We start from the raw sequence: 23,650 nt of genomic DNA, 5'->3' as shown, positions 1-23,650 counted from the left end.
GCGCAAAATATTCCGAATGAGTGGACTTACGGAATCATTGCATGAAATAATTTAGTAGGCTAATTACGCCTTTATTGATTACTGCTTACTTAACCGAGCTACAGAGCTTCGTCGGCAATTATAGTCACTAATTTTAGGTATGTGCCTAGAGAAATTACTTAGAAACGCCTAAAAATATATAGTTTTAGTAATTAAACAATTACACATTATCTTTAGCCAAGTAAAAAACGATGACTTCTAACACAATTTATTGGGATTCTATCCGTGATGAGGTTTTAGCAGATCCAAAGGTAAAGGCTGAATACGATGCCTTGGAATCTGAATTCCAGTGTGCAAAACAAGTTATTGCTTTAAGGAAGGCTAGCGGCTTAAATCAACGGGATTTTGCAAAGTTGGTTGGCATTAAACAGCCACAGCTAGCTCGTATTGAATCTGGAAAACAGGTTCCTAAAATTGAAACTCTAGCAAAACTTGCTAGGAGTGCAGGTTACGATGTCGAGATTCGCTTTGTAGCACCCAAAGGAAAGCGATCGCACAAAGTCGAGCCTCTGAGGATTTCTGCTAAGGAGTTAGTTTAGTCCTGTAATTGCTCTCACCAAAAGCATCCCTTTTTACTTGGATAACTAGCTATCCAATAAAGTAGGCAGACTTAAGAGCGAATACTCTGACAAAATTGCGATCGCAGATCAATTCTCTAAAATCTCCAATTATTGCGGTGCTGTCCCCATCTGCCACAATTCTTGTAAATTGTAATTTACACTCGTTACTGCGAAATCTGGCTCCTTATGAAAAGGTTGCTGCACATAGCGAATTGAACAATTACTATCAATTACATCTGCTGGAGGCACTTTCACCAGTGCCAAAATAAAGTTCTCAGGTTTATTTAAGGCAGTGATAATTTCATTCTTGGTTACTGTCACTGTCTGTCCAGTTGCAATTCTTCCCTTGACTTCAATAAACCGCAACTGCCCTGTTTTAGGGATGCGTGACTCAATATCATAGCCGCACTTCTGGTTACTCACATCTGTTGGTTCGTACCCTAAATTGCGTTCTACTTCCATCACAGCCGTCATTGCTGCCTGTTCTACCCGTTCTGTCGCCCTGGCAAATATCGCTGTTGTTGCCTGTTGTTTGCCTTGCATTCGTTGCAGTAAGCCTACTGAAACTACCAACGCGCCCCCAACTACCACAGGCGGTAATGGCGATAATCTACGTTCTTGCTCTAATTCCTCTAAGCGTTGCATTAACCGTGCTTGCAAATCATCAGCTCGCTGACGTGCTTTACCAGAGTTAATTTTGGCATTAGGCTTGCCAGCTTCCTCTTGCATTTTCAGTTCTTCAGCCCGATGATCCCAGTAATTAATCTCCTTGGTTAATCTATCTTTTACTGCTGTCATCGTTTTAGCAATAAGTTCCTCTTTGCGCTGCTTGAGTTCTTGAAGATGTTGGGGAACAAGGTGAGCGATCGCATAACTCTTGGCTTTTGCTTCTAAATCTTCTCGCAACCAAGATTCTTCTAAAACTTTTTCCACAACACCCTTTTCCTCGTCTGTTAGCGGACGGTAGTTGAGGTAAGGTGCGTAACCTGCATTGTAAGTATTGCCTTCTGGATTGATTTCTACATATTGCATCCGCCGCGATACTAAACGCCTAGAGCCATTTAGATTTGTCCGCGCGTCTTGTATGGAATGTTCTAAATAAACTAAGGCGCGGGTTCCGTCGCTGGAATCATTTTCATCGATTAATATAGTGCCTTGTTTCAACAAATCCCGGTGTCGTTCCAAAGTCAGGTCAATCGTGGCATCCAGTAGAGAATGTCCAGAACAGATGAAGGCAGCTAGGGGTTTACCAGAAATGCTGATTAAATCTTTTTCAAAGCAGATGCGTTCGTAGCGTAGCAGCAACGGTTCACCTACGCCAATTTGCCGCCCTCGATTGCGAATAACTGCCGGAACATGACTGATTTCGTAACGCTGGGGTTCTCGTTGACGCAATGTTCCACCTAATTGGGTAAATGCTTCTAGGAAGAAAGAAGCAATAAAATGAGGTTGCAACCGTCGCGCTTCTGCCCTTTCCATTTCTTCCCGAATTTGCTGCACTTTGGCGATATCCATCGAATCCCGTGCCAAAGCCCGTTCTTCTAAAAGTTCGCGTAGTCGCTGTTGGTCGAGTTTATCATGTACGATTTGGTTGAGTCTGTCTCGCACCTCTGGTTGATCGCCATAGCGAATTGCTTCAATCAATAACTCTCGTAATTCCGTCCCTGCGATCGCTTTCCCCAATACATCAAATACTTTACCTCCCAGTGCCTTCTGCTCTGCCTCTATCTTTTTCAATAGTGCTAAATACACATCGCCTTCACGAGTGCCTTTCGCCACTAAATTCCATAAGTGACAAACCTCCGTCTGCCCAATCCGGTGAATTCGTCCGAAACGCTGTTCTAGGCGGTTAGGATTCCAAGGTAAATCGTAATTAACCATCAGATGCGCCCTTTGCAAGTTAATCCCTTCACCCGCAGCATCCGTAGCTATTAAGACTTGTACTTCGATATCTTGGGTAAACGCCTCCTGCATTTTGCGGCGTTCTTCGCGCCCCATTGCGCCATGTATATTTACCACAGCTTCATTACGTCCAATTAGCGTCCGAATCCGATCTGTCAAATAATTTAATGTGTCCCGGTACTCGGTAAAAATCAGGAGTTTGCGCCGATGTCCTTGAGCGTTGAACATTTCCGCATCATTTTGCAACAGATTCGAGAGTTCTTCCCATTTTTTATCTTTCCCACTACGTCGCACCCGCAGTGCTAGTTGCTCTAATTCTTCTAAAAGTTTAATTTCTGTTTGTAATTCTGCGATCGTCCGTGATGCTGTAGCTAGATCAACTACTTCCTGTTCTGTTGCTTCTCGTTCTTCACCAGGAATATCCTCTAAATCATCTTCTAAGTCTTCCAGATCCAGAACCTGCTTAAATTCAATGATGGTTGCATTACTTCCCCGCCTCAAAACTTCTTCTTGCCTCAGCCGTTTTTGCAACCTTTCCCGACGGCGTAGCAGCGATTGATATATAGCTTCTGGGGAAGAAGCAAGCCGACGTTGCAAAATAGTTAAAGCAAAGCCAACATTACCTTTGCGTCCTTCATTTTCTAAAGCATCGGCACGATTAAATTCCTCGCGGACGTACTCAGTGACTCGCTTATACAGTACCGCTTCTAAATCCGATAGTTCATATTCTATAGTGCTAGCTTGGCGTTCTGGAAATAGCGGTTTTCCATCAAACTTCAGCAAATCTTCTTTAACCAATCGCCGCATCAAGTCGGAAGTATCGGCTACGTGAACACCATCGCGGAAGCGTCCTTCAAATCTGTCTCCATCCAATAACGCCATAAACAACTGGAAGTCTTCCTCTTTGCCGTTATGTGGTGTCGCTGACATTAATAAAAAATGCCTAGTTAAAGTTGAGAGTAACTTACCAAGTTTGTAGCGTTTCGTCTCTTTAATTTCACCACCAAAAAATGAAGCTGACATTTTATGAGCTTCATCACAAACAACTAAATCCCAGTCTGTCTGCGCTAGCTTTGCTTGTAAGTCTTGATTGCGGCTGAGTTTGTCCAGTCGCACAATCACCAACGGCATTTCAGCAAAAGCATTTCCAGTCACTGCTGATTCAATGCGATCGTTGGTGAGAATTTCAAAGCGTAAATGAAACTTTTGCGACAATTCATCTTGCCACTGTGGGGCTAAACTGCCGGGACAAATCACAAGGCAACGATGCAAATCACCTCGGATGAGCAATTCCCGCATCAGCAACCCCGCCATAATAGTTTTACCTGCACCTGGGTCATCTGCTAAGAGAAAACGCAGAGGTTGTCGAGTCAACATTTCCCCGTAAACGGCAGTGATTTGGTGGGGTAAGGGTTCGACTAGAGAGGTGTGAACGGCTAGCAAGGGGTCGAAGAGATAAGCTAGACGGATGCGGTGCGCTTCTGATGCCAGACGAAAATTAGCTCCATTAGCAGTAAAACTCCAAGCACCACCAGAGGTGATTATTTCTAGGGTAGGTTCTCTGTCTCGAAAGACTAACTCATTCCCTAGCGTGCCGCTAGCATCTTTGTATGTTAATTCCACAACATCAGAGCCATGCCACTGAGCATCAACGATGGCGACAATACTGTTTGGCAGGATACCTTGTACTTGCGTGCCTTTTGTTAAATCCTCAAGTCTAACCATATTGCGGTGTTTTCCCTTTTGGCTGATGTCAGTAGCAATGTAGATACCAATGTTTTTTGGCCGGACATTGTCTCCTTATGACCATAAGAGACACTAAGCTGGTTAGTAGCTAGTATATTTACTGTTTTTGGCTGTGGTAGCTTGACGTTGCTTAATTGAAAAGCTGATTTTAAGCGATCGCAATCTGATAACTAGGCTTGAGGTACTGTATTGTCAAAGTGTTAAGACAAGTTTTCTTAGTCAGTAATGCTTTTGATATTCTGCCATTTCTGCAAAAGATGTAAAACATCGCTGGCATTGTCCGTCTATCCATAAAGCCGGAATTGGAAAGGGTTTTTCACAGACAGGGCATTTTGATAACAAGCGTAACTGATGGCGATCGCACCCCACCGTCTTTTTAAATTGCCACTCGATTTTATGGCAAACTGACTGAGCATAGCAGGCTCCACACAAGCGAATTGGGCTGTGCTTCATTCCCACACCTTCTGGAGGCAACATCTGTCGTAGTCTTTCGGCATCAAGCTCAACCACAGTTGCTAGCGCGTCTAACTCCTGATGAGTTGGGAAGGGATTGAAGTAAAACTTTTCCCAACGTGCTAAAACGACCCCAAGCCCTGCAACATCACCTAATCCGCTAGGGGCAGAAAACTTATTCCCTTTTTCTCGTCGAAATCTACCTAAAAAATGGCTGATACTTTCTCCATCAAAAGGCTCAACTCTGGTTAACCAAATTTGTCTTTTTTCATCTATATTTTCTTCCATATCACAATTTCGATGCTGCAATTACTTCTTTTAAAACATCTTTATCGACTTTTTTCTGTCCTCTCAGTAATGAGCGAATAGCAGCTTTACGAAGAATCATATCCAACCTACCAATTAATTTCTTAGTTGCCTGCTTCAAAAGCTTGAGGTTATCTCCACTTGCCAATTTTGATTCTTCTGGCAATCTGAGAACATCTCGTTCCCATATCTGAATCATTTGCTTAAATTGAGTATCTTCTAATCTGTCTAACTCAAACTGTTCTAGAAAACGATTAACAACTTGTTCATCGCGCTTAACTATTGCTAGAAGACGACTTGTAGTACCAACAAGAAGAACTGAAATCTTTAACTCATCATCATCATAAATATGCCGTACATCTGAGAACGTCTCGAACTTAAGGTGATTAGCCTCATCAATAATAAGCATCTCAACCTGATGTATTGCGAGGCTATCCAGTGTTCGTTCTCGCAGGTCAGAAATAGTTCCATTGGAGGGTTTATTTAAAGCTTTAAGGATTTTCATAAAAAAATCTCTGGAGCCACAATTTTTGCCAACTTGAATATAAACTACAGGCTTCATGCGCTGACCCTTTGTCTGCCGTAATTTGTTATAAAGATTTGCAAAAGCTTTGCAAGTGACCGTTTTTCCGCAGCGTGATTCTCCTAGCAATAAACCAGTCATTCTAGAGATTACTAACTCATACATCCAAGCATGACAACGTTTTACTTGGTCGAGTTCTAAGTAAGGTTGACGGCTTAAACGTTCAATTTCAGCTTGGATTTCTGGCGTAAGTTCCTGAATCACACCAAATTGCTTGGCAAGCGACATTGCATTAGTCATTTTTTATACCTAATCTTCTTCAAAGAGTTCATCCATATAGCGAACTTCATATTTGGGTAACTCTGTATCTGCTTCGCTTTCAGGTTCGGCTTCTTTTTGTTCCGGGGTAGCAAATTTCTTAGCCACTTGCTCTACAGGGTTTACTTGCTCATTTGCTGCTTGTCGGCGCTGTTTGCGGTTTCGTTTTACCGTTTCCTCCACAAAAGCTTGACGGTCTATCATTGCCTCTAAAATTGAATCATTATTGATTTCTTGACTTGCTTCTTTTAGCCGCTTATTAATTGCTTTTAGTTCACGTAAAGACAAGCGTTCAGTCTCTAAACATTGCGCGTGAGCATAATCAAGAAAATCTTCTGTTCCGTCTGCATTAATCTTGTATACAAGAAGCGTAGTTATATCAGCCGGGTCGTATCGAAATGCCACAATTTCTGCGTCTCGGCCTCTCAAATGCTCCGCCCGATAGGTCAAGTTTTCAAATTGAATACAGCCATATTTTTGGACTTTACGCCGTTCTTGCTTCATTAAACAAATTGCCAAGTCCAATTGATCATAAAGATATGGGTCTGTCATTAATCCAGCCTCCCATCGCCCAATTCGAGACTGGCCTTTCATCCTGGCATCTGTGTGCGGGTTATATTCATCTACGATGAAGCGTACTAACAATAGCTCTAAATCCTTAAGAGTTAAGCAAGCATCTTTATCCACATTTTCTGGTCTTTCCTGCACGTTTGAACCCGTATATCCAGGAAGGGTATTTAGCACTTGTAAATTAAGTGTTTTAAAAAAACGCTCCACAATTCCGTCATCAGATGGTCGTCTTCTCAAAGCACAATTAAAACCTATTTCTACTGCAACTTGTTCTGTAGTGTGGATGGAAGTAAAATCTTTTCCACCATCGGTATAGAAGTAATTAGGTTTTCCGTAAGCTTGCCATTCATTGCGTAATTGGTACTCGGAACCGTAAGACTTGGGCAAAATAGCATGACGTAGAGCTAGAGCATCTATTTGGGAGCTAGGGTGATCAAATCCCACATAAAACCCCACTAAGCAACGGGAGTAGGAGTCGATAACAATTGTCAGCCAAGGACGATCTAACACTCCATACTCATCCACAAGCCTTACATCTAAACGAGTATGATCGCATTGCCAAACATCATTGCTACCCTCTACCTCCAACTCTCGCCCATCGCGGGTCATGTGCGTCAATCGCTCTCCTAAATAGCCAGGGCTTCTTGCTTTCTCCTTTCTCTCTTTCTGCTCAATATGTTCGTCAAGAATTCGATAAACCGATTGGTGGCTAGGGTGTTCACTTTTGTTAAGGCTAAGTTGTTTAGCTCTACCTTTGACCTTCAGAAACACCTGATTCCGGGTCATCCGCTTGCTACCTTCATTACCCTCTTTATAAGTATTAATGATGAAATCTATCCACTCCTGCTCAAGACGATACTTCCCCTTATCTGAGCGTGTTGTAGTCAGTCCCACTAACCCTTGTTCTCGCCATTTTTGAAGTAAACGTTCTACTTGACGAATTGATACACCCAGTTTTTGGGCAGCTTCTATCTTTTTAGTGCTGTAGGTTTTGCGATCACATGGCTCTGTGAGGCTTTGAATTACCTCCATTCTCAGCTTTACCTGCTCTGTGATTAACTCTTCTGACGGCAGTTTATGAGGTTTTGTAGAATCTTGATGCTGTTGTAATTCAACAGCATCATCTTCGGTTGAAAGACAAGAATTATTTAATTTCTGATACATTATTAACTGAACAATGTAAGAATAACAAAGTGGAGTTAAATATCTAGCTTATGCCATACAACACTGAGCATAAATATCTATAACTATAGTTAAATAAGGTTTTCCGATAACTGAAAAAGTTATATCAGCAATATTTATATCCAATAAAGCAAAGTCAACAAACTAGGAAGAGTTGCTATAGTTCGCAAACGAAGAATCATTTTGTTTATGAAGTTGAGAAACCATAGTTTTTTATTAAAAATTTATTTTGCAAGTTTTGCTTAATTAGGCAAGGTATTAACTACTATCTGAGATTGGAGATTGTAGCCAGAGGTATTGAGTCAATTTTGATTACTAAATGCATTCCACTAATATTGTTAAATTAACATATAGTGTGCAAAGTAAAACTTATTGTGTGTAAATTAATCTATCGAAACTGGTTTATAGCAGTTTTTGCATGGGTAAGGTACAGAAAGGAATAATTAACCACAGATGAACATAGCAAGGATACACAACAGCTAGCTGTGTGCCCCTACCCGTGTACCTCATTCAAATGAAAATTGCTATCAGAAGCTTCTGTCAGCCAAAAAACAGATAAAGATTAATTACGATACGCCAAACTCGAAAATTATCACCTTCACTCAGCCGTTAAGCAATACCTTTTGCATTTTAAGCATCGCAAGCGGGGCAATTGCGGAAAATTATAAGTATTAATGCCAACTACTAAAGCATCTCGACTCATGAATTATCAATCGCTCCCATTAGTTTTAATGCTATGCGCTGTGCAGACGTTAGTCCTCTTACACCTGTAATATTCAGCCCAGCAAAGATTTTGCAGTTGATGACTTTTATACATTTGCCAGTGCTTGCATCCCAAATTCGGATGGTTTCGTCAATACTACCACTGACTATGAGTCGACCGTCGGGGGAAAATTCTAATGACATGACTCCATCTTCATGCCCAACAAAGGGTTGACCAATGGGTTGACCATTCATATCCCACAGCCGCACTGTGTTGTCAAAACTACCACTGACAATGAGTTGACCATCAGGGGAAAACGTTACTGCTCTAACTCCACTTTCATGGCCGACAAAGGGTTTACCAATAGGTTGACCATTTACATCCCACAACCTTAAGGTCTTGTCATCACTACCACTAACAATGAGTTGACCATCAGGGGAAAACTTCACTTTCCAAACTTTATCCTCATGCCCCATCAAGGATTGATCAATGGGGTGACCATTTATATTCCACAGCCGTACCGTTTTGTCAAGACTACTACTGATAATTAGTTGACCATTTGAGGAAAACTCTACTGAACTGACTGCATCTTCATGTCCCTTCAAGGGTTGACCAATGGGTTGACCATTCACATCCCACAATCGTACTGTCTTGTCCCAACTGCCACTGACAATGCGCTGACCGTCGGGGGAAAACGCCACTGATATAACTCCATTTTCATGCCCAATAAAGGGTTGACCAACGGTTTGACCATTATTCACATCCCACAATCGTACTGTCTTGTCCCAACTGCCACTGACAATGCGCTGACCGTCAGGGGAAAACGCCACTGATATAACTCCATTTTCATGCCCAATAAAGGGTTGACCAACGGTTTGACCATTATTCACATCCCACAATCGTACTGTCTTGTCCCAACTGCCACTGACAATGCGCTGACTGTCAGGGGAAAATGCCACTGAATATACCCCAGAATCATTGCTAACAAAGGGCTGACCAATGGGCTGACCGTTCAAATCCCATAGTTGCATTGTATTATTATTACTGCCAGTGACAATAAGTTCACCGTCCAGGGAAAACGCCACTGAACTGATCCTATCTTTATCCGTAACAAAGAATTGTTCAATGGGTTGACCATTCACATCCCAAATATGCACCATGTCCCAACTGCCACTGACAATGCACTGGCCGTCAGGGGAAAACGCCACTAATATGACATTAGAATAATGCCCAACAAAGAATTTTTCGATGGATTGACCATTTAAATCCCACAGCCTTAATGTCTTATCATCACTGCCACTGATGATGCGCTGACCGTCTGGGGAAAATGCCACTGATTTGACCCCATCTTCATGCCCGACAAAGGGTTGACCAATGGATTGACCATTTAAATCCCACAGCCTTAATGTCTTATCATCACTGCCACTGATGATGCGCTGACCGTCTGGGGAAAATGCCACTGATTTGACCCCATCTTCATGCCCGACAAAGGGTTGACCAATGGATTGACCATTTAAATCCCACAGCCTTAATGTCTTATCATCACTGCCACTGATGATGCGCTGACCGTCTGGGGAAAATGCCACTGATTTGACCCCATCTTCATGCCCGACAAAGGGTTGACCAATGGATTGACCATTTAAATCCCACAGCCTTAATGTCTTATCATCACTGCCACTGATGATGCGCTGACCGTCTGGGGAAAATGCCACTGATTTGACCCCATCTTCATGCCCCTGAAGGAATAATAAAACTCTGCCAGAAGATGCTTCCCAAACCTGTACAATCCCCTTACTATCTCCAATCACTAATTTTTTTTGGACATCTGGACTGAATGCTACAGACAAGATCGTTCCTAGAACTGGTGCAAAGACAGAATTTGTGAGATCCGCTCCCATCAAATTTATCCATCGCAGGCTGGCATTAGCAAAGTTTACATCTTTAATAACAGTGTGGCTGAGGTCAGATTTTTCTAGTCCGTAAAGATTTGCTCCCAGTAGTAATTTCACCAAGTTGCCACCCATATAACCCACCTGAGTCTGGGTTTTGCCACGGGTTGACTCAATTAATGCGAGCAAGCATTGTTGAAATACTTGCTCGTCTAACATTGGCACAGCTAAATCCAGCACAGCTTTTGCCAAGGGAGTTGTACCTAAATAGTTATATAACATCTCCAGAGACGTATTGGTAAATGACTTCAGTGGCGCTATGGGGAGCGGTTGCCCATTTTCCCTACACTGTCGCTGAAAGTATTCTGACCAAGTGTAATCCCGTGGTGGAACAGTCTTGTTTAAACAAGATTGTGCTTGAGCCAGTTCTGTGAAGTCGGGGGCTAAAACGCCTAACTCTGCCACCAGCTTATAGGCAGCAAAAAATTCCAATAACGAACGATGGGCAGGACTGTAGTCTCCTTCTGCATTACGAATTAGCATTGTTTGCCCCATCATGTCGTAATGCCAGTGGTCTAAATCTTTTTCTTCTTGGACTACAGCGGGAAATAAACGCCGAATTCGGTCGGGGAATTCTTTGTAGTTCATGCTCATCTGGTCTGTTGAGAGCATTTCCCAGGACAACTCACACAAAAAATAGAGCTTATCTGCCAATGAGGTAAAGGTACGCTTGGTTTTGATATCTCTCTCCATCTTGTGCCGCACAGCATATAAATATACCCGTGATATATCAACTGGCTTGCCCGCCTCAATCTCTGGCAAAGCTTCTATAATTAGTTCCGTCATTACCGGACGACGTGCCAAATCCCGCAATGTCGAATTATTCATTATCCGTTCTACTGTCTCTGGTTCAGAACGAAACGCTAGTACCTGCCGAATTTGCTCATCATCAAATTTTTCTAATTCCAGCACTTCAAAGCGCGGTGTCTCTAGAGGCAAGTCAATAGTAGAAGCTTGCAACTCTGCACTTAGCAAAGCCCTTCCTTCTTTTGCTTCGGGGAAATGTTCGGTGCGACAGGTGAGAATTACCTTTGCCCCTGGTACTACTACTTTGGCTAGTTCCCAGAAGTTGTTGATCATCTCTTGGCGATTGACTCTAGCTGCCATTTCATCAAAGCCATCAAAAATCAACAGTACCTTACCCATGCGGTTGAGTTGCTCAAAGGCAGAATAACCAGGCAGTGGGATTTCATGCTTGCGAAAAAAGAATTCTGAAAATAGCGATTCCACACTGACTGCTTTGGCATAGTCCCGTAAAGGAATGACTAATGGTAGACGTGGGCGTTCTACTCCCCGGCGTTGAGCATCCCGATAGCGTTGCAGGGCAGCCCAGGCATAATGCAATCCAAACCAGGTTTTGCCAGTGCCAAATTCACCCAAAATGGAAAGGTGTTCTTTGGCAGGGTCGTCAAGCCAACGTTCAACATAACCATCAATCCAACCATCAGCTTGAGCGTAACGGCTAATACCCATTTTCTGCTTTGATTTGGGATCAAATTCCTCTTTGGTACAAGCTAAGGGTACATAAGTGCGGTCAATTCCCCGTTCCTTGATTTCATTTTCTAACCAGTTGAGGTAGACATTAAAATCGGCATCCCTATCCAGCAACTCATCAAGGGTGTAGCAAAATAAATTTTGATTTTCTTGCTTGCTCACCTCATCTTTAGCAGCGCGACTGACACGGCGATTGGTGATTAGCCAACCTATATCTGTTTTTCGAGCATTTACTGACTGTCGCAAGGCAGCAACATCTGCCATTCCGGCTTCTCCTGTAATGCCGCGCACCAAAACTCGGTTATACCCCTTTTTCTCTATAGGGTTATTGACATTAATAATCCACTCAAAATAATTTTCATTGCTAATTTCACCTTTTTCAAAGCCATAACGTAGGGCAGTGAACCAAGCCCGTAATTGCTCTGCTAATTTATCTGTCTGATTTGGTTGACTCGGAGTTTGTACAGTAGATTGAACAGGTTGTTTATTTGTTGTTTCTTTCCTAAAAAAGAGATTAATACACCCCAAATTGTTAGAGATGAATTTTTGGGGTGCTGTTTCTAATTCCTGCCGCAAGAATGTTACTAGTGTTTCGTTTGTCACCCATTGGTTAGATACATCAGCCGAGTCAAATCCGCGCAAAATCGCGCTAGTGAGTACGCTGCTGGCTCCACTCACGTTTTCATGGGCTAGCTCAAATTCTCTGCAAGCGGCAATAAAACAGCGATCGCGTGTATTTCCGCGATCGCCTGGATCGGCTTCTGTAAAATTGAGTAGTTCCCCACTGTAACAACAGTCCAACCAGATAATTTGCTGCCGTACTGGGCTTTCTTGCAATAACTCACGCAGCCACTTTAATTGCAGTCCCCAGTTCCCATCACAATCGGTATCACTGGTAGCTAGAAAACCTTCTTTAATGCGCCGACCTGTGCGAAGACCATGGCCTGAGAAATAGAACAGGGCTGTATCCGGGATGCTCCTACCTTCAGGATAAAATAGCTCTTCTAAAACATCCTTTAAATCTGCTAGCTTGACTTCCTGATTTTGTGCTATCCGTGGTGCATCATCTTCAAACGGATCTAGGAATCCTGGCAATCGCTTGACATGAAAATTTCCAGCTTCACTGAGTCGCTTGGCGATCGCTTCTGCATCGTTAGCAGGCGATCGTAACGCTGACAATCCTGAAAAATTGTACTTATTAATGCCAACTACTAAAGCATCTTTACTCATTAATATGCGACTTTTTATAGAAATTCTGGAAAATTCATTGATATATTAACTAGCGTTTAATTCTACTCATCTTTTCCAAGACAATAACCAAGTAAATTTTTTTACTAAATATTCCCCTTTGTGACAGTCACTTGTCCTTTAATGGTGTAAATATTGGTCTGTCCTGATCAGACCCTCGCAACAAATAGATTGTCAATTGCTTACCAGACTCTTGTTCTTGCTTAGGATTGATAGGTATTGGCCAGCGAAGAGATTTATAAAGTTCTAAGCGATACAAATCAAAAGCAGATTCCAACAAGCTACAGTAGACACCTGCCGCATCAACTGTCCAGTAGTAAGCAAATATTAAGCCCAGTAACGCAGTAGGAACAGCCCACCAAGCCCAAACAGTCCATACAATAAACAGCAAACTCCAGAGCCAAAAACGGGCTGCTGTGTTCAGGCTTGACCGTGCTTCCTGTAATTCTTTCTTCACTCCATCTGGTAATACTAACCAGAGGCGAGACCAGCAAATTACAGCATCCAAGCCATACTTATCATGAGGACGGTTTTCAGCTGCTCTAAGGATATTGCCTAACTTTGTAGGCATTAACCTATTAAATTGAGATGGAAACTCCATAAGCTGTCCATCTAGCGTCACATATTCCTCTAATTCCTCGTTAGTTATAACTTGTTTATCTTTTTTATCAGCCAGAGTTTGCCAACGCTTATCTTTTCGTTTAAAGTCATGCTCTTGTTGCTGTATCATCCAGCGTCGTAAAGGTTGTAACCAGCGAGACCAATAGCCTTCTAAGAATCTTAAAACAGATAAATCAAACTTTTGAACCACAAAAGCTGAGACAGCAATCATGAGCAAACCTGTTACCATAACAGCAATTAGCAAAGATTCTGGTTGCTGTTTGAGCCAATCTTCCAAAGGTTTTCGACCAAAACGCAAGACCCAAGCTAATAGTCCCCCCATCCAAAAGACAAAAGCTGGTGTCAGTATATTTGCAGCCCAGTTTTCTGCAAGTTTTCCACCCAGACTTTCTAAAAATTTGGTTGGCATATATTTATTACTGAGCAGCAGGTATTAGCACGACATTATGAGTAGGACAGATTGGTATTGTCGCTCCGACAATGCGGCGATACCAAACGTAGTCTCCTTGAGGACATATATATTTTTGAGCAGATATTGCTTGACCTTTACCTGGAAGTGGCTCAAAACCTTTTGATACCTGCTTCTCACTAAGAAACTCCGCTATCCAATTGCGAGTGTCTGGCTGACTTTTCAAGATTTCTAAAATCTGCTTATCGACTTCCTGTCCAGCTTTAGCTTGTGCTAATAGTTCAGCCAATTGTTTGTCTACTTGAACCGCATCATTTCCTAAAAGTTCTGGAAGAAAAGGACGAATCGAACGGCCAGTCTCCAGAATGTCGTCAGGTTCAAACGTCACAACTGAAACCTCATTATGTAAGATTAATAGCTAATTTTTTTAGTTATACACTGAAACAGACTAGCGCAGTTAATTTTTCAACACTGATGCAGTCCATACCACTATTACTCAGGTTTTACCCCTTACATAAATAAACACATTGCCGCTATCAAGAATGCGACATCTAATTTGTGAAGTCTTTTAATAGCAGGCTTTCTCAGAGAAAAAATAAACGACCATTAAAATGTGAAACTTTTGGTTTTGCGACCTCAATTTGTGAAAACATTGAAAATCTCTAGTCACTTTTGGTTAATCATATAAATGAATAAAAACCTTGTAATGCGAGGGTTTTGCAGGATAAAATTAGCGACATTAATTTGTTAGACTATGACATCTAATTTGTGAATGTACAGTATTTATGGATAGCTGGAGCGCGTGGGCATCGTCAGATTCTAGGCACACCAGAACAAATTGCCGACCAGCTAGAAGATTGGTTTGTCAATGGCGGGGCAGATGGCTTTAATATTATGCCGCCCTGGTTGCCTGGAGGATTGGATGAGTTTGTAGACTTGGTAATTCCTGAATTGCAACGTCGCGGTCTGTTCCGTACAGAGTATGAAGCAGGAACCTTGCGCGAAAATCTTGGTTTACCTCGTCCAGTAAATCAGTTTAGCAAAGTTGCTACTCGTGAAGCGGCGATCGCCTAACTTTTTCTAAAGCAAGTTTTGCACCAAAAAGGCTCAAGCATTCCTGCCTGAGCCATGACTAAATTAAATTTATAGATTAGCTTCAAGAACTATATCTTTCGATCGGCAGTGGATAAGCTCAGGTAAAATTTATCGCAATAGTAATGTAAAATAATTATTTGGATGATGTCTGGTTTAAATCTATAGCCTAAACAAAATCTAAATTACTAAAGCTGGGAGTTGGGAAACTCCGGTGAAATTCCGGGACTGTGCCGCAGCTGTGATGGGATGACCCAAGTCAGAATGCCAACTCTCAGGATGTCCTCAAGACACACCCACCGTCTACTCCCTGCGTTGCACGGGGAAGGAGTTATAAGTTTGGTTTCTAGATTTGCCACTTGTCCTGGCTTGTTTTATGCTACTCCCGCCGCAGATGGTATATTATCTCGCGTTAGAATACCAGGTGGAATTATTAGTAGTCAGCAATGCCGTGCGATCGCAGATATAGCAGAACAGTACGGTGGTGGCTATCTAGATGTGACTAATCGAGCTAACCTACAAGTCCGTGAAATCCGCACGGGGATAAATGCTGAGGTTCTGAAATACCTACAAAATATGGGATTGGGTTCTGACAATACTGTTGTAGACCAAATCCGCAATATTATGACCAGTCCAACTGCTGGTATCGATCCCAAAGAATTAATCGACACTCGCCCTTTTGTTCAAGGTTGGGATGATTATATTGCAGCACATCCGGCACTTTCGGGACTTTCGGCCAAATTTAGCGTTTGCTTTGATGGTGGTGGGATAATTCGGGTGTGCGATCGCTTGAATGATATCGCCTTTGTAGCTGTCTTACTTAACGATAATGTTTACTTTCGCCTGCATCTCAGTGTCGGCGAGAAAAGTCAACCCCCCAGCGATACGGGAATTTTGCTACCACCAGAAAAATGTTTGCCCGTCTTAGCAGCTTTGGCGGATGTCTATCTAGCTTATAGTCATACTACGAGTAAGCGGCGGTTACGTCTAAGAGAGTTATTGAATACTTTGGGCTGTGAAAATTATCTCCAAGAAGTTGAGCAGCGTTTACCTTTTTCTCTTTTGTACAGTGAAATCGGAAAAGACCTAACCCCCCAACCCCCTTCCCGACGCGGGAAGGGGGAGGAATTCTCCCCTCTCCTCACAGGAGAGGGGTTGGGGGAGAGGTCAGATGCTAAGTATCAGCATATTGGCATCCATCCCCAACGTCAGCAAGGCTTATTTTACATTGGTGTTGTCTTACCCCTTGGCCGATTGGAAAGTATACAGATGCGGGGTTTAGCAGATTTAGCAGCAAAATACGGTAGTGGAACTTTCAGGCTAACCCCTTGGCAAAATTTGCTCCTGACAGATATTCCTCAGCAATGGGTTGCTGATGTCCAACGTGAAATTGCTTTATTAGGATTAGATTCTTCTGCAACCAATATCAAAGGTGGATTAGTTGCCTGTTCGGGAAAAAAAGGTTGCGCCGCTTCTGCCACTGACACTAAAAGTCATGCGTTGGCATTGGCAGAGTATCTTAAAACTCGCGTTACTCTCGATTACCCAGTTAATATTCACTTCACTGGCTGCGAAAAATCTTGTGCCCAGCACAGCAAAAGTGATATTACTCTCCTCGGTGTCAGCTTCAATGCTGACAATGAAACTGTGGAAGGCTATCACGTTTATGTTGGTGACAGCAAGCAGAAATTCGGACGCGAACTATATCAATATGTAACTTTTGCCGAACTACCTGCATTAATAGAGCGGATGCTATATGTATATAAAATTCAACGCCTAAATTCTGATGAGTCCTTCGGGCAATTTGCTAATGGATATCCGATAGCACAATTACAGCAGTTATTTAATATAATCCCTCAATCAATTGCGAACAAAAAGATTCCCAACTTTTTAGAGAAATCGGCAATCTAAGCCTTTTGATTTTTATATATCAATCCCAAATTTAAAATCCCAAATTGAATGCCCGACTATATCCGAGATGCCAACGAAATTTACCGTAATTCCTTTGCAATCATCCGGTCAGAAGCAAACCTAGATGTGCTGCCACCAGATGTAGCAAAAGTTGCTGTACGTCTCATTCATGCCTGTGGAATGACGGATATTGTCACTGACTTAGGATATTCACCAACAGCAGTGCAATCCGCAAGGGCAGCACTGGCAGCAGGAGCGCCAATTCTGTGCGATTGTCGGATGGTTGCCGATGGTATTACCAGACGGCGGTTGTCTGCAAACAATCAAGTTATCTGTACCCTCAACGAGCCAGAAGTGCCAGAACTTGCCCAGCGTATGGGTAATACAAGGTCGGCGGCAGCTCTTGAATTATGGCGATCGCACCTAGAAGGCTCAGTAATTGCAATTGGCAATGCGCCCACAGCCCTGTTTAGGCTGTTAGAAATGCTCGATGAAGGAGCGCCCAAACCTGCGATTATCTTGGGTTTTCCAGTGGGCTTTGTCGGTGCAGCGGAATCAAAAGCCGCACTGGCAGCAGATAGCAGAAATGTACCATTTTTAACCTTACACGGTCGGCGCGGTGGAAGTGCGATCGCGGCAGCAGCAGTTAACGCCCTGGCAACGGAGGAAGAATGAATATGCAACCTAAAGGTCGTCTTTATGGAATTGGTGTCGGCCCGGGCGATCCCGAATTATTAACTCTGAAAGCGCTGCGGTTATTACGTGCGGCTCCTGTAGTAGCTTATCAATCAGCCACAGATAAAGAAAGTATCGCTAGAGCGATCGTGGCGCAGTATCTTCCTGGCAATCAAATCGAGGTACTATTTCACCTCCCCCGCGCTTTGGAACCAGAAAAGGCAAAATCTATTTATGACCAGGAAATTGAACCAATTGCCGACCATTTAGCAGCAGGTCGAGATGTCGTAGTGTTATGTGAGGGCGATCCATTTTTCTATGGTTCATTTATGTACCTGTTCACGCGGTTATGCGACCAATACGAAACAGAAGTTGTCCCCGGAGTTTCCTCGCTGATGACTTGTCCGGTAGCCTTGGGTGTACCTTTCACCTACTACAATGATATTCTCACAGTCTTACCCGCCCCGTTACCAGCAGAAGAACTGACTACACATCTGCTGATGACTGACGCCGCCGCAATTATGAAACTAGGTCGTCACTTTACCAAAGTACGAGATATCCTGCATAAATTAGGGCTAGCGTCACGAGCAAGATATATTGAGCGGGCATCAACATCACAGCAACGCATCATCCCTCTAGATGAAGTCGATCCAGCCGAAGTACCCTATTTCTCAATGATTGTGATTCCCACCAAGAATCGACTATAGACTGACCTTTTCTTTTTAGTTAAGGTATTGTTTAACTGATGATTGAGACTTTACCATAAATAAATACTTCAAGAAAACTTGATGGCTTCTAATAGCACCTTCACTCCTGATACGATCGCTGCTGGCTTTCATGCCCTGTCTGACCCCCTACGGATTCAGGTATTAGAACTGCTGCGCTCTCAAGAACTATGCGTCTGTGACCTGTGTGAACACCTGGGAACTACTCAATCTAAACTGTCTTTTCACCTCAAAACCTTGAAAGAAGCGGGTTTAGTTCGCGCTCGTCAAGAAGGGCGCTGGATTTACTACAGCCTCAATCTACCGCAGTTTGCTGTCTTAGAGCAGTATTTAGCAGAATTCCGCCGCTTTAGCCCCATATTACCTATTCGTCCCCCCTGCGATCCTTAAATATTCATCAATTTTTTTTGTAATATTTCGTTTAATTTTAGTTTTATAGGCATTGACAAATCAATTTTTTTTGAAATGATGGAGATATACTCTTGATATAACTCACGAATTTTAGATTTTCAATTTTGGATGTTGGATTGAATAATCTGAAATTCCTGCTCGAAGCTCCTGCATTCATGTATGGGGTTAATTGTAATGAACAAAAATACTTCAAAACGCCTCTCTTTTATTGACCGTTTCCTAACCTTGTGGATTTTTTTAGCAATGGCGATCGGTGTAGGTCTAGGCTATTTCTTTCCTGGAGTAGAAGCCTTTATCAACCAGTTTCAGCTGGGAGCAACCAATATAGCGATCGCCATCGGGTTAATTCTGATGATGTATCCGCCCTTAGCCAAGGTGCGGTATGAAGAATTAGGGGATGTATTTCGCAACGGAAAAATTCTTGGTGTTTCACTAATTCAAAATTGGATCGTTGGGCCAATTTTGATGTTTGCTCTGGCAGCTATCTTCTTACATAATTACCCAGAATACATGACGGGATTGATTTTGATTGGATTAGCCCGGTGTATTGCAATGGTAGTTGTGTGGAGTGACTTGGCACGAGGCAATACAGAATATACGGCTGGCTTGGTTGCCTTTAACAGCATCTTTCAAGTCATCTTTTATAGTCCTTATGCTTGGTTTTTCATTACTGTACTGCCGCCACTGTTTGGTTTACAAGGCAGTGTTGTTAATGTCAGCATTGCTGAGATTGCTAAAAGTGTGTTTATCTATCTCGGTATTCCCTTTTTAGCTGGATTTTTCACTCGTTACTTCTTAGTAAAAGTGAAAAGTAAACAGTGGTATCACGAGGAATTTGTGCCTAGAATCAGCCCCATTACACTGATTGCTTTATTATTTACAATCGTCGTTATGTTCAGCTTGAAAGGGAATTTGATTGTTCAGATCCCCTTCGATGTGGTGAAGATTGCAATTCCCTTGATCGTCTACTTCTTCATCATGTTTTTGGTCAGCTTTTACATGGCTTGGCGCGTTAAAACAGACTATTCTAGAGCCGCAAGCGTCGCCTTTACATCGGCAGGAAATAATTTTGAACTTGCAATCGCAGTGGCGATCGCAGTATTTGGCATTAATTCGGGTGTTGCTTTTGCCGCCGTCGTCGGGCCTCTGGTGGAAGTGCCTGTATTGATTGGTCTGGTTAATGTGGCTTTCTGGTTAGAAAAACGTTATTTTTCGCCATCTGAATCGAGAACCTTTTAAATTTAGGCAAATTATTCAAAGGAGTTGAACCATGAAACGTGTGATGTTTGTCTGCAAAAAGAATTCTGCCCGTTCCCAAATGGCGGAAGGTTTTGCTAAAACTCTTGGTAAAGGAAAGATTGCAGTGATTAGCTCTGGGTTGGAAGCAAGTCAGGTTAGACCAGAAGCGATCGCAACCATGAAAGAAATTGGTATCGACATTACCGATCAACACTCCAAACCCCTGAGTGATTTCCAAGCACAAGACTTTGATATCGTGATTTCTTTGTGTGGCTGTGGCGTAAATTTACCGCCTGAGTGGGTTGTGCGAGAAGTATTTGAAGATTGGCAGTTAGACGATCCAGCAGAACAACCAGAAATTTTTCCGAGAGTCCGCGATGAAATCAAAGAACGGGTCACTCAATTAATTGAGTCTGTAAATCAAGAAATTACACCTGCTTGATAAGCATTACAAGGATGCTTTATTTCTTGGAAATCCCTAACCAATTATCATGACGACATTTGACCATCCCCCCAGAATTTTATTTTTGTATGGCTCCCTGCGCGAGCGTTCCTATAGCCGCCTTTTGGCAGAGGAAGCCGCACGCATCATTGAAGAATTTGGAGCAGAGGTGAAGTTTTTCGATCCCCGTGAACTGCCGATTTACGGTAGCGTACTTGACACCCACCCAAAGGTGCAGGAGTTGCGTCAATTAAGCTTGTGGTCAGAAGGGCAAGTTTGGTCTAGCCCAGAGTTGCACGGTCAGATTTCTGGCATTATGAAAAATCAAATTGATTGGATTCCGCTCAGTATTGGAGCCGTTCGCCCGACTCAAGGAAGAACTTTGGCTGTGATGCAAGTGAGTGGAGGATCTCAGTCTTTTAACGCTGTCAACACATTAAGAATTCTTGGACGCTGGATGCGGATGTTCGCGATCCCCAATCAATCGTCAGTGGCTAAAGCATATCAGGAGTTTAACGAAGACGGCACTATGAAAGATTCGCCCTACCGCGATCGCGTTGTCGATGTGATAGAAGAACTTTACAAATTTACCTTGCTATTGCGTGACAAAGTTGATTATCTCACAGACCGCTATAGCGAACGTAAGGAAAAAGCTGTCAAAGAGACAATCAAGATAGCTTCTCAATCTCTTGAAATTATAGCAACAGCCAAAAAGGTTAGGACATCAACAGACGATAAAACTTAGACACAAAAAGGCTTTTCACCCAGTCCCCAGTCCCCAGTCCCCAGTCCCCAGTCCCTTGCCATAACTTTAAAACAAATTGACTATTGAGCATCCAAAAAAAGATAACCTCCTGGCAGATTGAACCAGGAGATTTAAACAAATTGATTCATCTTTACAAGCGTTGTAGCAGACTCAAACCGTGGCTATCAGTACCACAGGTATTGAAAAGAAAGTATTCATCAGCCAACTTTTGCACTTGTTCTGATTCCAATACGCTGGGTTTCCAAGGGTTAGGGTTATTGTAGGCGTAGAAAGTTTCCACACCATCAATGCCCTTTTCGGACGCAGCTGGAATTAAGTCAAAAAGCGATCGCTTGTAACGAGCTGGATGAGCCAGAACTGCCAATCCCCCAGCTTCATGAATAGCGGCAATCACGTTACTTGCCTGATATTCTTGCCCTGTAGTCGGCCTTCTTTGCAGATAGGGTTTCATACTAGGATGTTCTGTTGCAAAAGCGTAAGCCAAAATGTGAACTTCTATATTCAAAAGGCTGGCATTAATTTCCACGCCACTCCACAGGTGAGGAGTGGTTGCATGAGGATTATTCCACTTCCAATCTTCTAACCAAGCAAGGGCGCCTTGATAGCCGACAATACCATGATGATCGGTGATAGCTAATCCTTTTAACCCAATAGCGATCGCCTGCTCCATCAATGCACTAGGCTGCAATCTACCATCCGAGTAGACAGTGTGCATGTGAAAGTTGAATAACCTTGGACAACTATGTGCATCAATGTTACGGAATACTTGCTTTAAAAGCTCTGCTGAAGTTGTAGTACGGGCCAAATTTACAACCATAACCCCCTCTGAAGAAAAATATCTATCTTTAACACACCAAAATGCCACATCTCTGAATGAGAAAGAACCAAAACTAAAAATTAGTATCAGTTGCTACTTTCTCAGCTTTCTCAGCAAATTTTTCAATATGTTAAGACTACGTTAGCAAATCTTAATCTCAGTAGTCATGGGTAGTTTGCACTACTTTATTATTAGGTAGTAGCAAATATTACATTTAAATTTTCATAAATGCGCCTATAACGTCTGTGTTAACTGGCTTATAAAATAAAGGTTTAGTATAGGAATTATCTCTAATAAGCCTGAAATGCAAATTAACTTTGTGTGTAAAAAATACTATTTACCTCAGTAATTACAGCTTTTTTCTAACCAATAATGACTTTAGCGTAAGCGTAGCCCGCCGCAGGCATCGCATAAGTGAGTCTAAAATAGCTTTGAGAAAACTAACGATGTCTACGACGGGCTATGCCTACATTTTGGTTGCATTATACCCCTCGCGCAATTCCAAAAGAATCTCCCTTCAAGGTGACTCCAAGGGGTTCTATCACTACCTCGCGGGAAAGAGACGCTTCAACTCTTCCAGCGATCGCAGCCGAAAGTTGATTCTCTCTTGCAAGTAGGACAATTCTCTCTGCATCCTGCTCCGACTCTGTATAGAATGCAAATCCTGCACCGTAATTGAACACCGAAAGCATCGTCTCGGCCCCGCCCTCAAGATGACTCTCAACAAATGTAAATATCTCTGGTACTGGGAGCATTGTTTCGATAACGTACCGAAGCGGCTTCACCGACCGCATCAGCTTTTGCCAACCATGACCAGTGATATTCTCCATCGCTGTGGGACGAATTCCTTCGCCCAGCACCGCCTGTACAAGGGGCGTGTAAAGATACGAAGCAGCATTCATCGCTTCCCAGAACTCTTGCCCACTCGGAAGTTTTGTTCTGTAGCCATCAGGAAGCGACTCAGCAAGCTTTCGCAGTGGGGTAAAACCGTTCTCATGGGGGCCCGAACTTTCCACCAAAACAATGGTATTTCCGGCATCCAGACGCGAGCTATCAATAGGAGCGACACCAGCCGGCATAACCCCAAAAACCGAGCCAGCGATGTCGAGCCGCCCTGGAATCATCTTAGTTTTTAGTTGAGGAGTTTCCCCTGAGAGATAGACACACCCGACTCGTTTGCACCCCTCAACTACTCCATCAAGAAACCCATCAAGGAAAGCAGGGGTAAAGATTGTTTCAGGAGTACTCGACGGCAGATAAAGACCCAGAAGTATAGTCTGCATACCTGAAGTTGCAGCATCGTTAGTCAGACAGGAGATGATCTTGATACCAATATTCCACCAGAATCGTCGAAGTTCTTCTTCGGAAAGATCGTCAGGGCGGGTATCGTCTGCGGTGCCCAGTCCTTCCGGCACAAGTGTCATCGAAAGTTCTCTAGCCCCCGCCTCTAGAAACGGAGCGAGGTTGAAGCTGAAAGCGTTAGCACTTGCTCCTAGACCTGACGCGGGGACGATGCCATAAGCGCTTGCAAAGCCAAGTGTGCGTTTTG

The 23,650-nt window shown here is 43.0% G+C and carries 17 protein-coding genes, 1 pseudogene and 1 riboswitch; of the genes and pseudogenes, 9 read left to right on the top strand and 9 right to left on the bottom strand.

The features are described from left to right. Nucleotides 1-230: 230 nt before the first annotated feature. On the top strand, nt 231-578 hold the full coding sequence (locus RMZ95_RS21305; RefSeq protein ID WP_322685978.1) for a helix-turn-helix transcriptional regulator: 348 nt from the start codon (nt 231-233) through the stop codon (nt 576-578). Nucleotides 579-707: 129 nt separating this feature from the next. Here RMZ95_RS21305 and RMZ95_RS21300 read toward each other — a convergent pair whose 3' ends face one another. The 7 genes from RMZ95_RS21300 to RMZ95_RS21270 form a co-directional block, all read right to left on the bottom strand. Further along, entirely contained in the window at nt 708-4,226 is a 3,519-nt protein-coding gene (locus RMZ95_RS21300) for a helicase-related protein (protein ID WP_322685977.1), read from the bottom strand. 240 nt (nt 4,227-4,466) lie between these two features. Beyond that, nucleotides 4,467-4,988, bottom strand: a complete 522-nt coding sequence (locus RMZ95_RS21295) for a TniQ family protein (RefSeq protein ID WP_322685976.1) — start codon at nt 4,986-4,988, stop codon at nt 4,467-4,469. 1 nt (nt 4,989) lies between these two features. Continuing rightward, nucleotides 4,990-5,829 (bottom strand): TniB family NTP-binding protein, encoded by an 840-nt coding sequence (locus RMZ95_RS21290; protein WP_322685975.1) that lies wholly within the window; start codon nt 5,827-5,829, stop codon nt 4,990-4,992. A 9-nt stretch (nt 5,830-5,838) separates the two neighbouring features. Continuing rightward, nucleotides 5,839-7,581 carry a Mu transposase C-terminal domain-containing protein gene (locus RMZ95_RS21285; RefSeq protein ID WP_322685974.1) on the bottom strand — a complete coding sequence of 581 codons (1,743 nt, stop codon included), beginning with the start codon at nt 7,579-7,581 and terminating at the stop codon, nt 5,839-5,841. A 717-nt stretch (nt 7,582-8,298) separates the two neighbouring features. Next, nucleotides 8,299-12,975, bottom strand: a complete 4,677-nt coding sequence (locus tag RMZ95_RS21280; RefSeq protein WP_409883358.1) for an eIF2A-related protein — start codon at nt 12,973-12,975, stop codon at nt 8,299-8,301. A 127-nt stretch (nt 12,976-13,102) separates the two neighbouring features. After that, on the bottom strand, nt 13,103-14,023 hold the full coding sequence (locus RMZ95_RS21275) for a hypothetical protein (protein ID WP_322685972.1): 921 nt from the start codon (nt 14,021-14,023) through the stop codon (nt 13,103-13,105). 7 nt (nt 14,024-14,030) lie between these two features. After that, a complete protein-coding gene (locus tag RMZ95_RS21270; protein ID WP_322685971.1) occupies nt 14,031-14,411 on the bottom strand; it encodes a hypothetical protein in 381 nt (126 codons plus the stop codon). Between the two features lie 392 nt (nt 14,412-14,803). On the opposite strand from RMZ95_RS21270, the pseudogene RMZ95_RS21265 reads away from it, so the two are divergent. The 8 genes and pseudogenes from RMZ95_RS21265 to arsH form a co-directional block, all read left to right on the top strand. Further along, nucleotides 14,804-15,097 (top strand): annotated as a pseudogene (locus RMZ95_RS21265) (nitrilotriacetate monooxygenase); the annotation flags it as partial. Between the two features lie 199 nt (nt 15,098-15,296). Continuing rightward, nucleotides 15,297-15,406, top strand: a riboswitch (cobalamin riboswitch). Beyond that, nucleotides 15,395-17,026, top strand: a complete 1,632-nt coding sequence (gene cobG, locus RMZ95_RS21260) for a precorrin-3B synthase (RefSeq protein WP_409883379.1) — start codon at nt 15,395-15,397, stop codon at nt 17,024-17,026. It overlaps the preceding riboswitch by 12 nt. 48 nt (nt 17,027-17,074) lie before the next feature. Then, nucleotides 17,075-17,701, top strand: a complete 627-nt coding sequence (locus RMZ95_RS21255; protein WP_322685970.1) for a precorrin-8X methylmutase — start codon at nt 17,075-17,077, stop codon at nt 17,699-17,701. A gap of 2 nt (nt 17,702-17,703) precedes the next feature. Continuing rightward, nucleotides 17,704-18,408 (top strand): precorrin-2 C(20)-methyltransferase, encoded by a 705-nt coding sequence (locus RMZ95_RS21250; protein WP_322685981.1) that lies wholly within the window; start codon nt 17,704-17,706, stop codon nt 18,406-18,408. A gap of 81 nt (nt 18,409-18,489) precedes the next feature. Beyond that, nucleotides 18,490-18,816 (top strand): metalloregulator ArsR/SmtB family transcription factor, encoded by a 327-nt coding sequence (locus tag RMZ95_RS21245; RefSeq protein ID WP_322685969.1) that lies wholly within the window; start codon nt 18,490-18,492, stop codon nt 18,814-18,816. A gap of 195 nt (nt 18,817-19,011) precedes the next feature. Then, entirely contained in the window at nt 19,012-20,076 is a 1,065-nt protein-coding gene (arsB, locus tag RMZ95_RS21240) for an ACR3 family arsenite efflux transporter (RefSeq protein ID WP_322685968.1), read from the top strand. Between the two features lie 31 nt (nt 20,077-20,107). After that, nucleotides 20,108-20,518, top strand: a complete 411-nt coding sequence (gene arsC / locus RMZ95_RS21235; RefSeq protein ID WP_322671460.1) for an arsenate reductase, glutathione/glutaredoxin type — start codon at nt 20,108-20,110, stop codon at nt 20,516-20,518. 49 nt (nt 20,519-20,567) lie between these two features. Continuing rightward, on the top strand, nt 20,568-21,263 hold the full coding sequence (gene arsH / locus RMZ95_RS21230) for an arsenical resistance protein ArsH (RefSeq protein WP_322685967.1): 696 nt from the start codon (nt 20,568-20,570) through the stop codon (nt 21,261-21,263). A gap of 151 nt (nt 21,264-21,414) precedes the next feature. Here the strand turns inward: arsH and RMZ95_RS21225 are convergent, their stop codons facing one another. Together RMZ95_RS21225 and RMZ95_RS21220 are read right to left on the bottom strand one after the other, a co-directional pair. After that, complete coding sequence (locus RMZ95_RS21225) at nt 21,415-22,101, bottom strand: PHP domain-containing protein (RefSeq protein WP_322685966.1); 687 nt, start codon at nt 22,099-22,101, stop codon at nt 21,415-21,417. Nucleotides 22,102-22,583: 482 nt separating this feature from the next. Next, complete coding sequence (locus RMZ95_RS21220) at nt 22,584-23,525, bottom strand: AIR synthase related protein (protein WP_409883375.1); 942 nt, start codon at nt 23,523-23,525, stop codon at nt 22,584-22,586. Between the last annotated feature and the right edge of the window lie 125 nt (nt 23,526-23,650).

Origin of the sequence: Nostoc sp. DedQUE07 (genome assembly GCF_034530975.2) — a bacterium.
GTDB lineage: Bacteria > Cyanobacteriota > Cyanobacteriia > Cyanobacteriales > Nostocaceae > Nostoc.
Note: the sequence above shows the minus strand (reverse complement) of the source record. Positions and strands in the feature narration are given on the sequence as shown.

What these genes read in the sequence shown, in the direction of transcription:
- RMZ95_RS21305 (WP_322685978.1), top strand. Translation starts at nt 231, where the DNA reads ATGACTTCTAACACAATTTATTGGGATTCTATCCGTGATGAGGTTTTA.
- RMZ95_RS21300 (WP_322685977.1), bottom strand. Translation starts at nt 4,226, where the DNA reads ATGGTTAGACTTGAGGATTTAACAAAAGGCACGCAAGTACAAGGTATC.
- RMZ95_RS21295 (WP_322685976.1), bottom strand. Translation starts at nt 4,988, where the DNA reads ATGGAAGAAAATATAGATGAAAAAAGACAAATTTGGTTAACCAGAGTT.
- RMZ95_RS21290 (WP_322685975.1), bottom strand. Translation starts at nt 5,829, where the DNA reads ATGACTAATGCAATGTCGCTTGCCAAGCAATTTGGTGTGATTCAGGAA.
- RMZ95_RS21285 (WP_322685974.1), bottom strand. Translation starts at nt 7,581, where the DNA reads ATGTATCAGAAATTAAATAATTCTTGTCTTTCAACCGAAGATGATGCT.
- RMZ95_RS21280 (WP_409883358.1), bottom strand. Translation starts at nt 12,975, where the DNA reads ATGAGTAAAGATGCTTTAGTAGTTGGCATTAATAAGTACAATTTTTCA.
- RMZ95_RS21275 (WP_322685972.1), bottom strand. Translation starts at nt 14,023, where the DNA reads ATGCCAACCAAATTTTTAGAAAGTCTGGGTGGAAAACTTGCAGAAAAC.
- cobG (WP_409883379.1), top strand. Translation starts at nt 15,395, where the DNA reads ATGTCCTCAAGACACACCCACCGTCTACTCCCTGCGTTGCACGGGGAA.
- RMZ95_RS21255 (WP_322685970.1), top strand. Translation starts at nt 17,075, where the DNA reads ATGCCCGACTATATCCGAGATGCCAACGAAATTTACCGTAATTCCTTT.
- RMZ95_RS21250 (WP_322685981.1), top strand. Translation starts at nt 17,704, where the DNA reads ATGCAACCTAAAGGTCGTCTTTATGGAATTGGTGTCGGCCCGGGCGAT.
- RMZ95_RS21245 (WP_322685969.1), top strand. Translation starts at nt 18,490, where the DNA reads ATGGCTTCTAATAGCACCTTCACTCCTGATACGATCGCTGCTGGCTTT.
- arsB (WP_322685968.1), top strand. Translation starts at nt 19,012, where the DNA reads ATGAACAAAAATACTTCAAAACGCCTCTCTTTTATTGACCGTTTCCTA.
- arsC (WP_322671460.1), top strand. Translation starts at nt 20,108, where the DNA reads ATGAAACGTGTGATGTTTGTCTGCAAAAAGAATTCTGCCCGTTCCCAA.
- arsH (WP_322685967.1), top strand. Translation starts at nt 20,568, where the DNA reads ATGACGACATTTGACCATCCCCCCAGAATTTTATTTTTGTATGGCTCC.
- RMZ95_RS21225 (WP_322685966.1), bottom strand. Translation starts at nt 22,101, where the DNA reads ATGGTTGTAAATTTGGCCCGTACTACAACTTCAGCAGAGCTTTTAAAG.
- RMZ95_RS21220 (WP_409883375.1), bottom strand. Translation starts at nt 23,525, where the DNA reads ATGACACTTGTGCCGGAAGGACTGGGCACCGCAGACGATACCCGCCCT.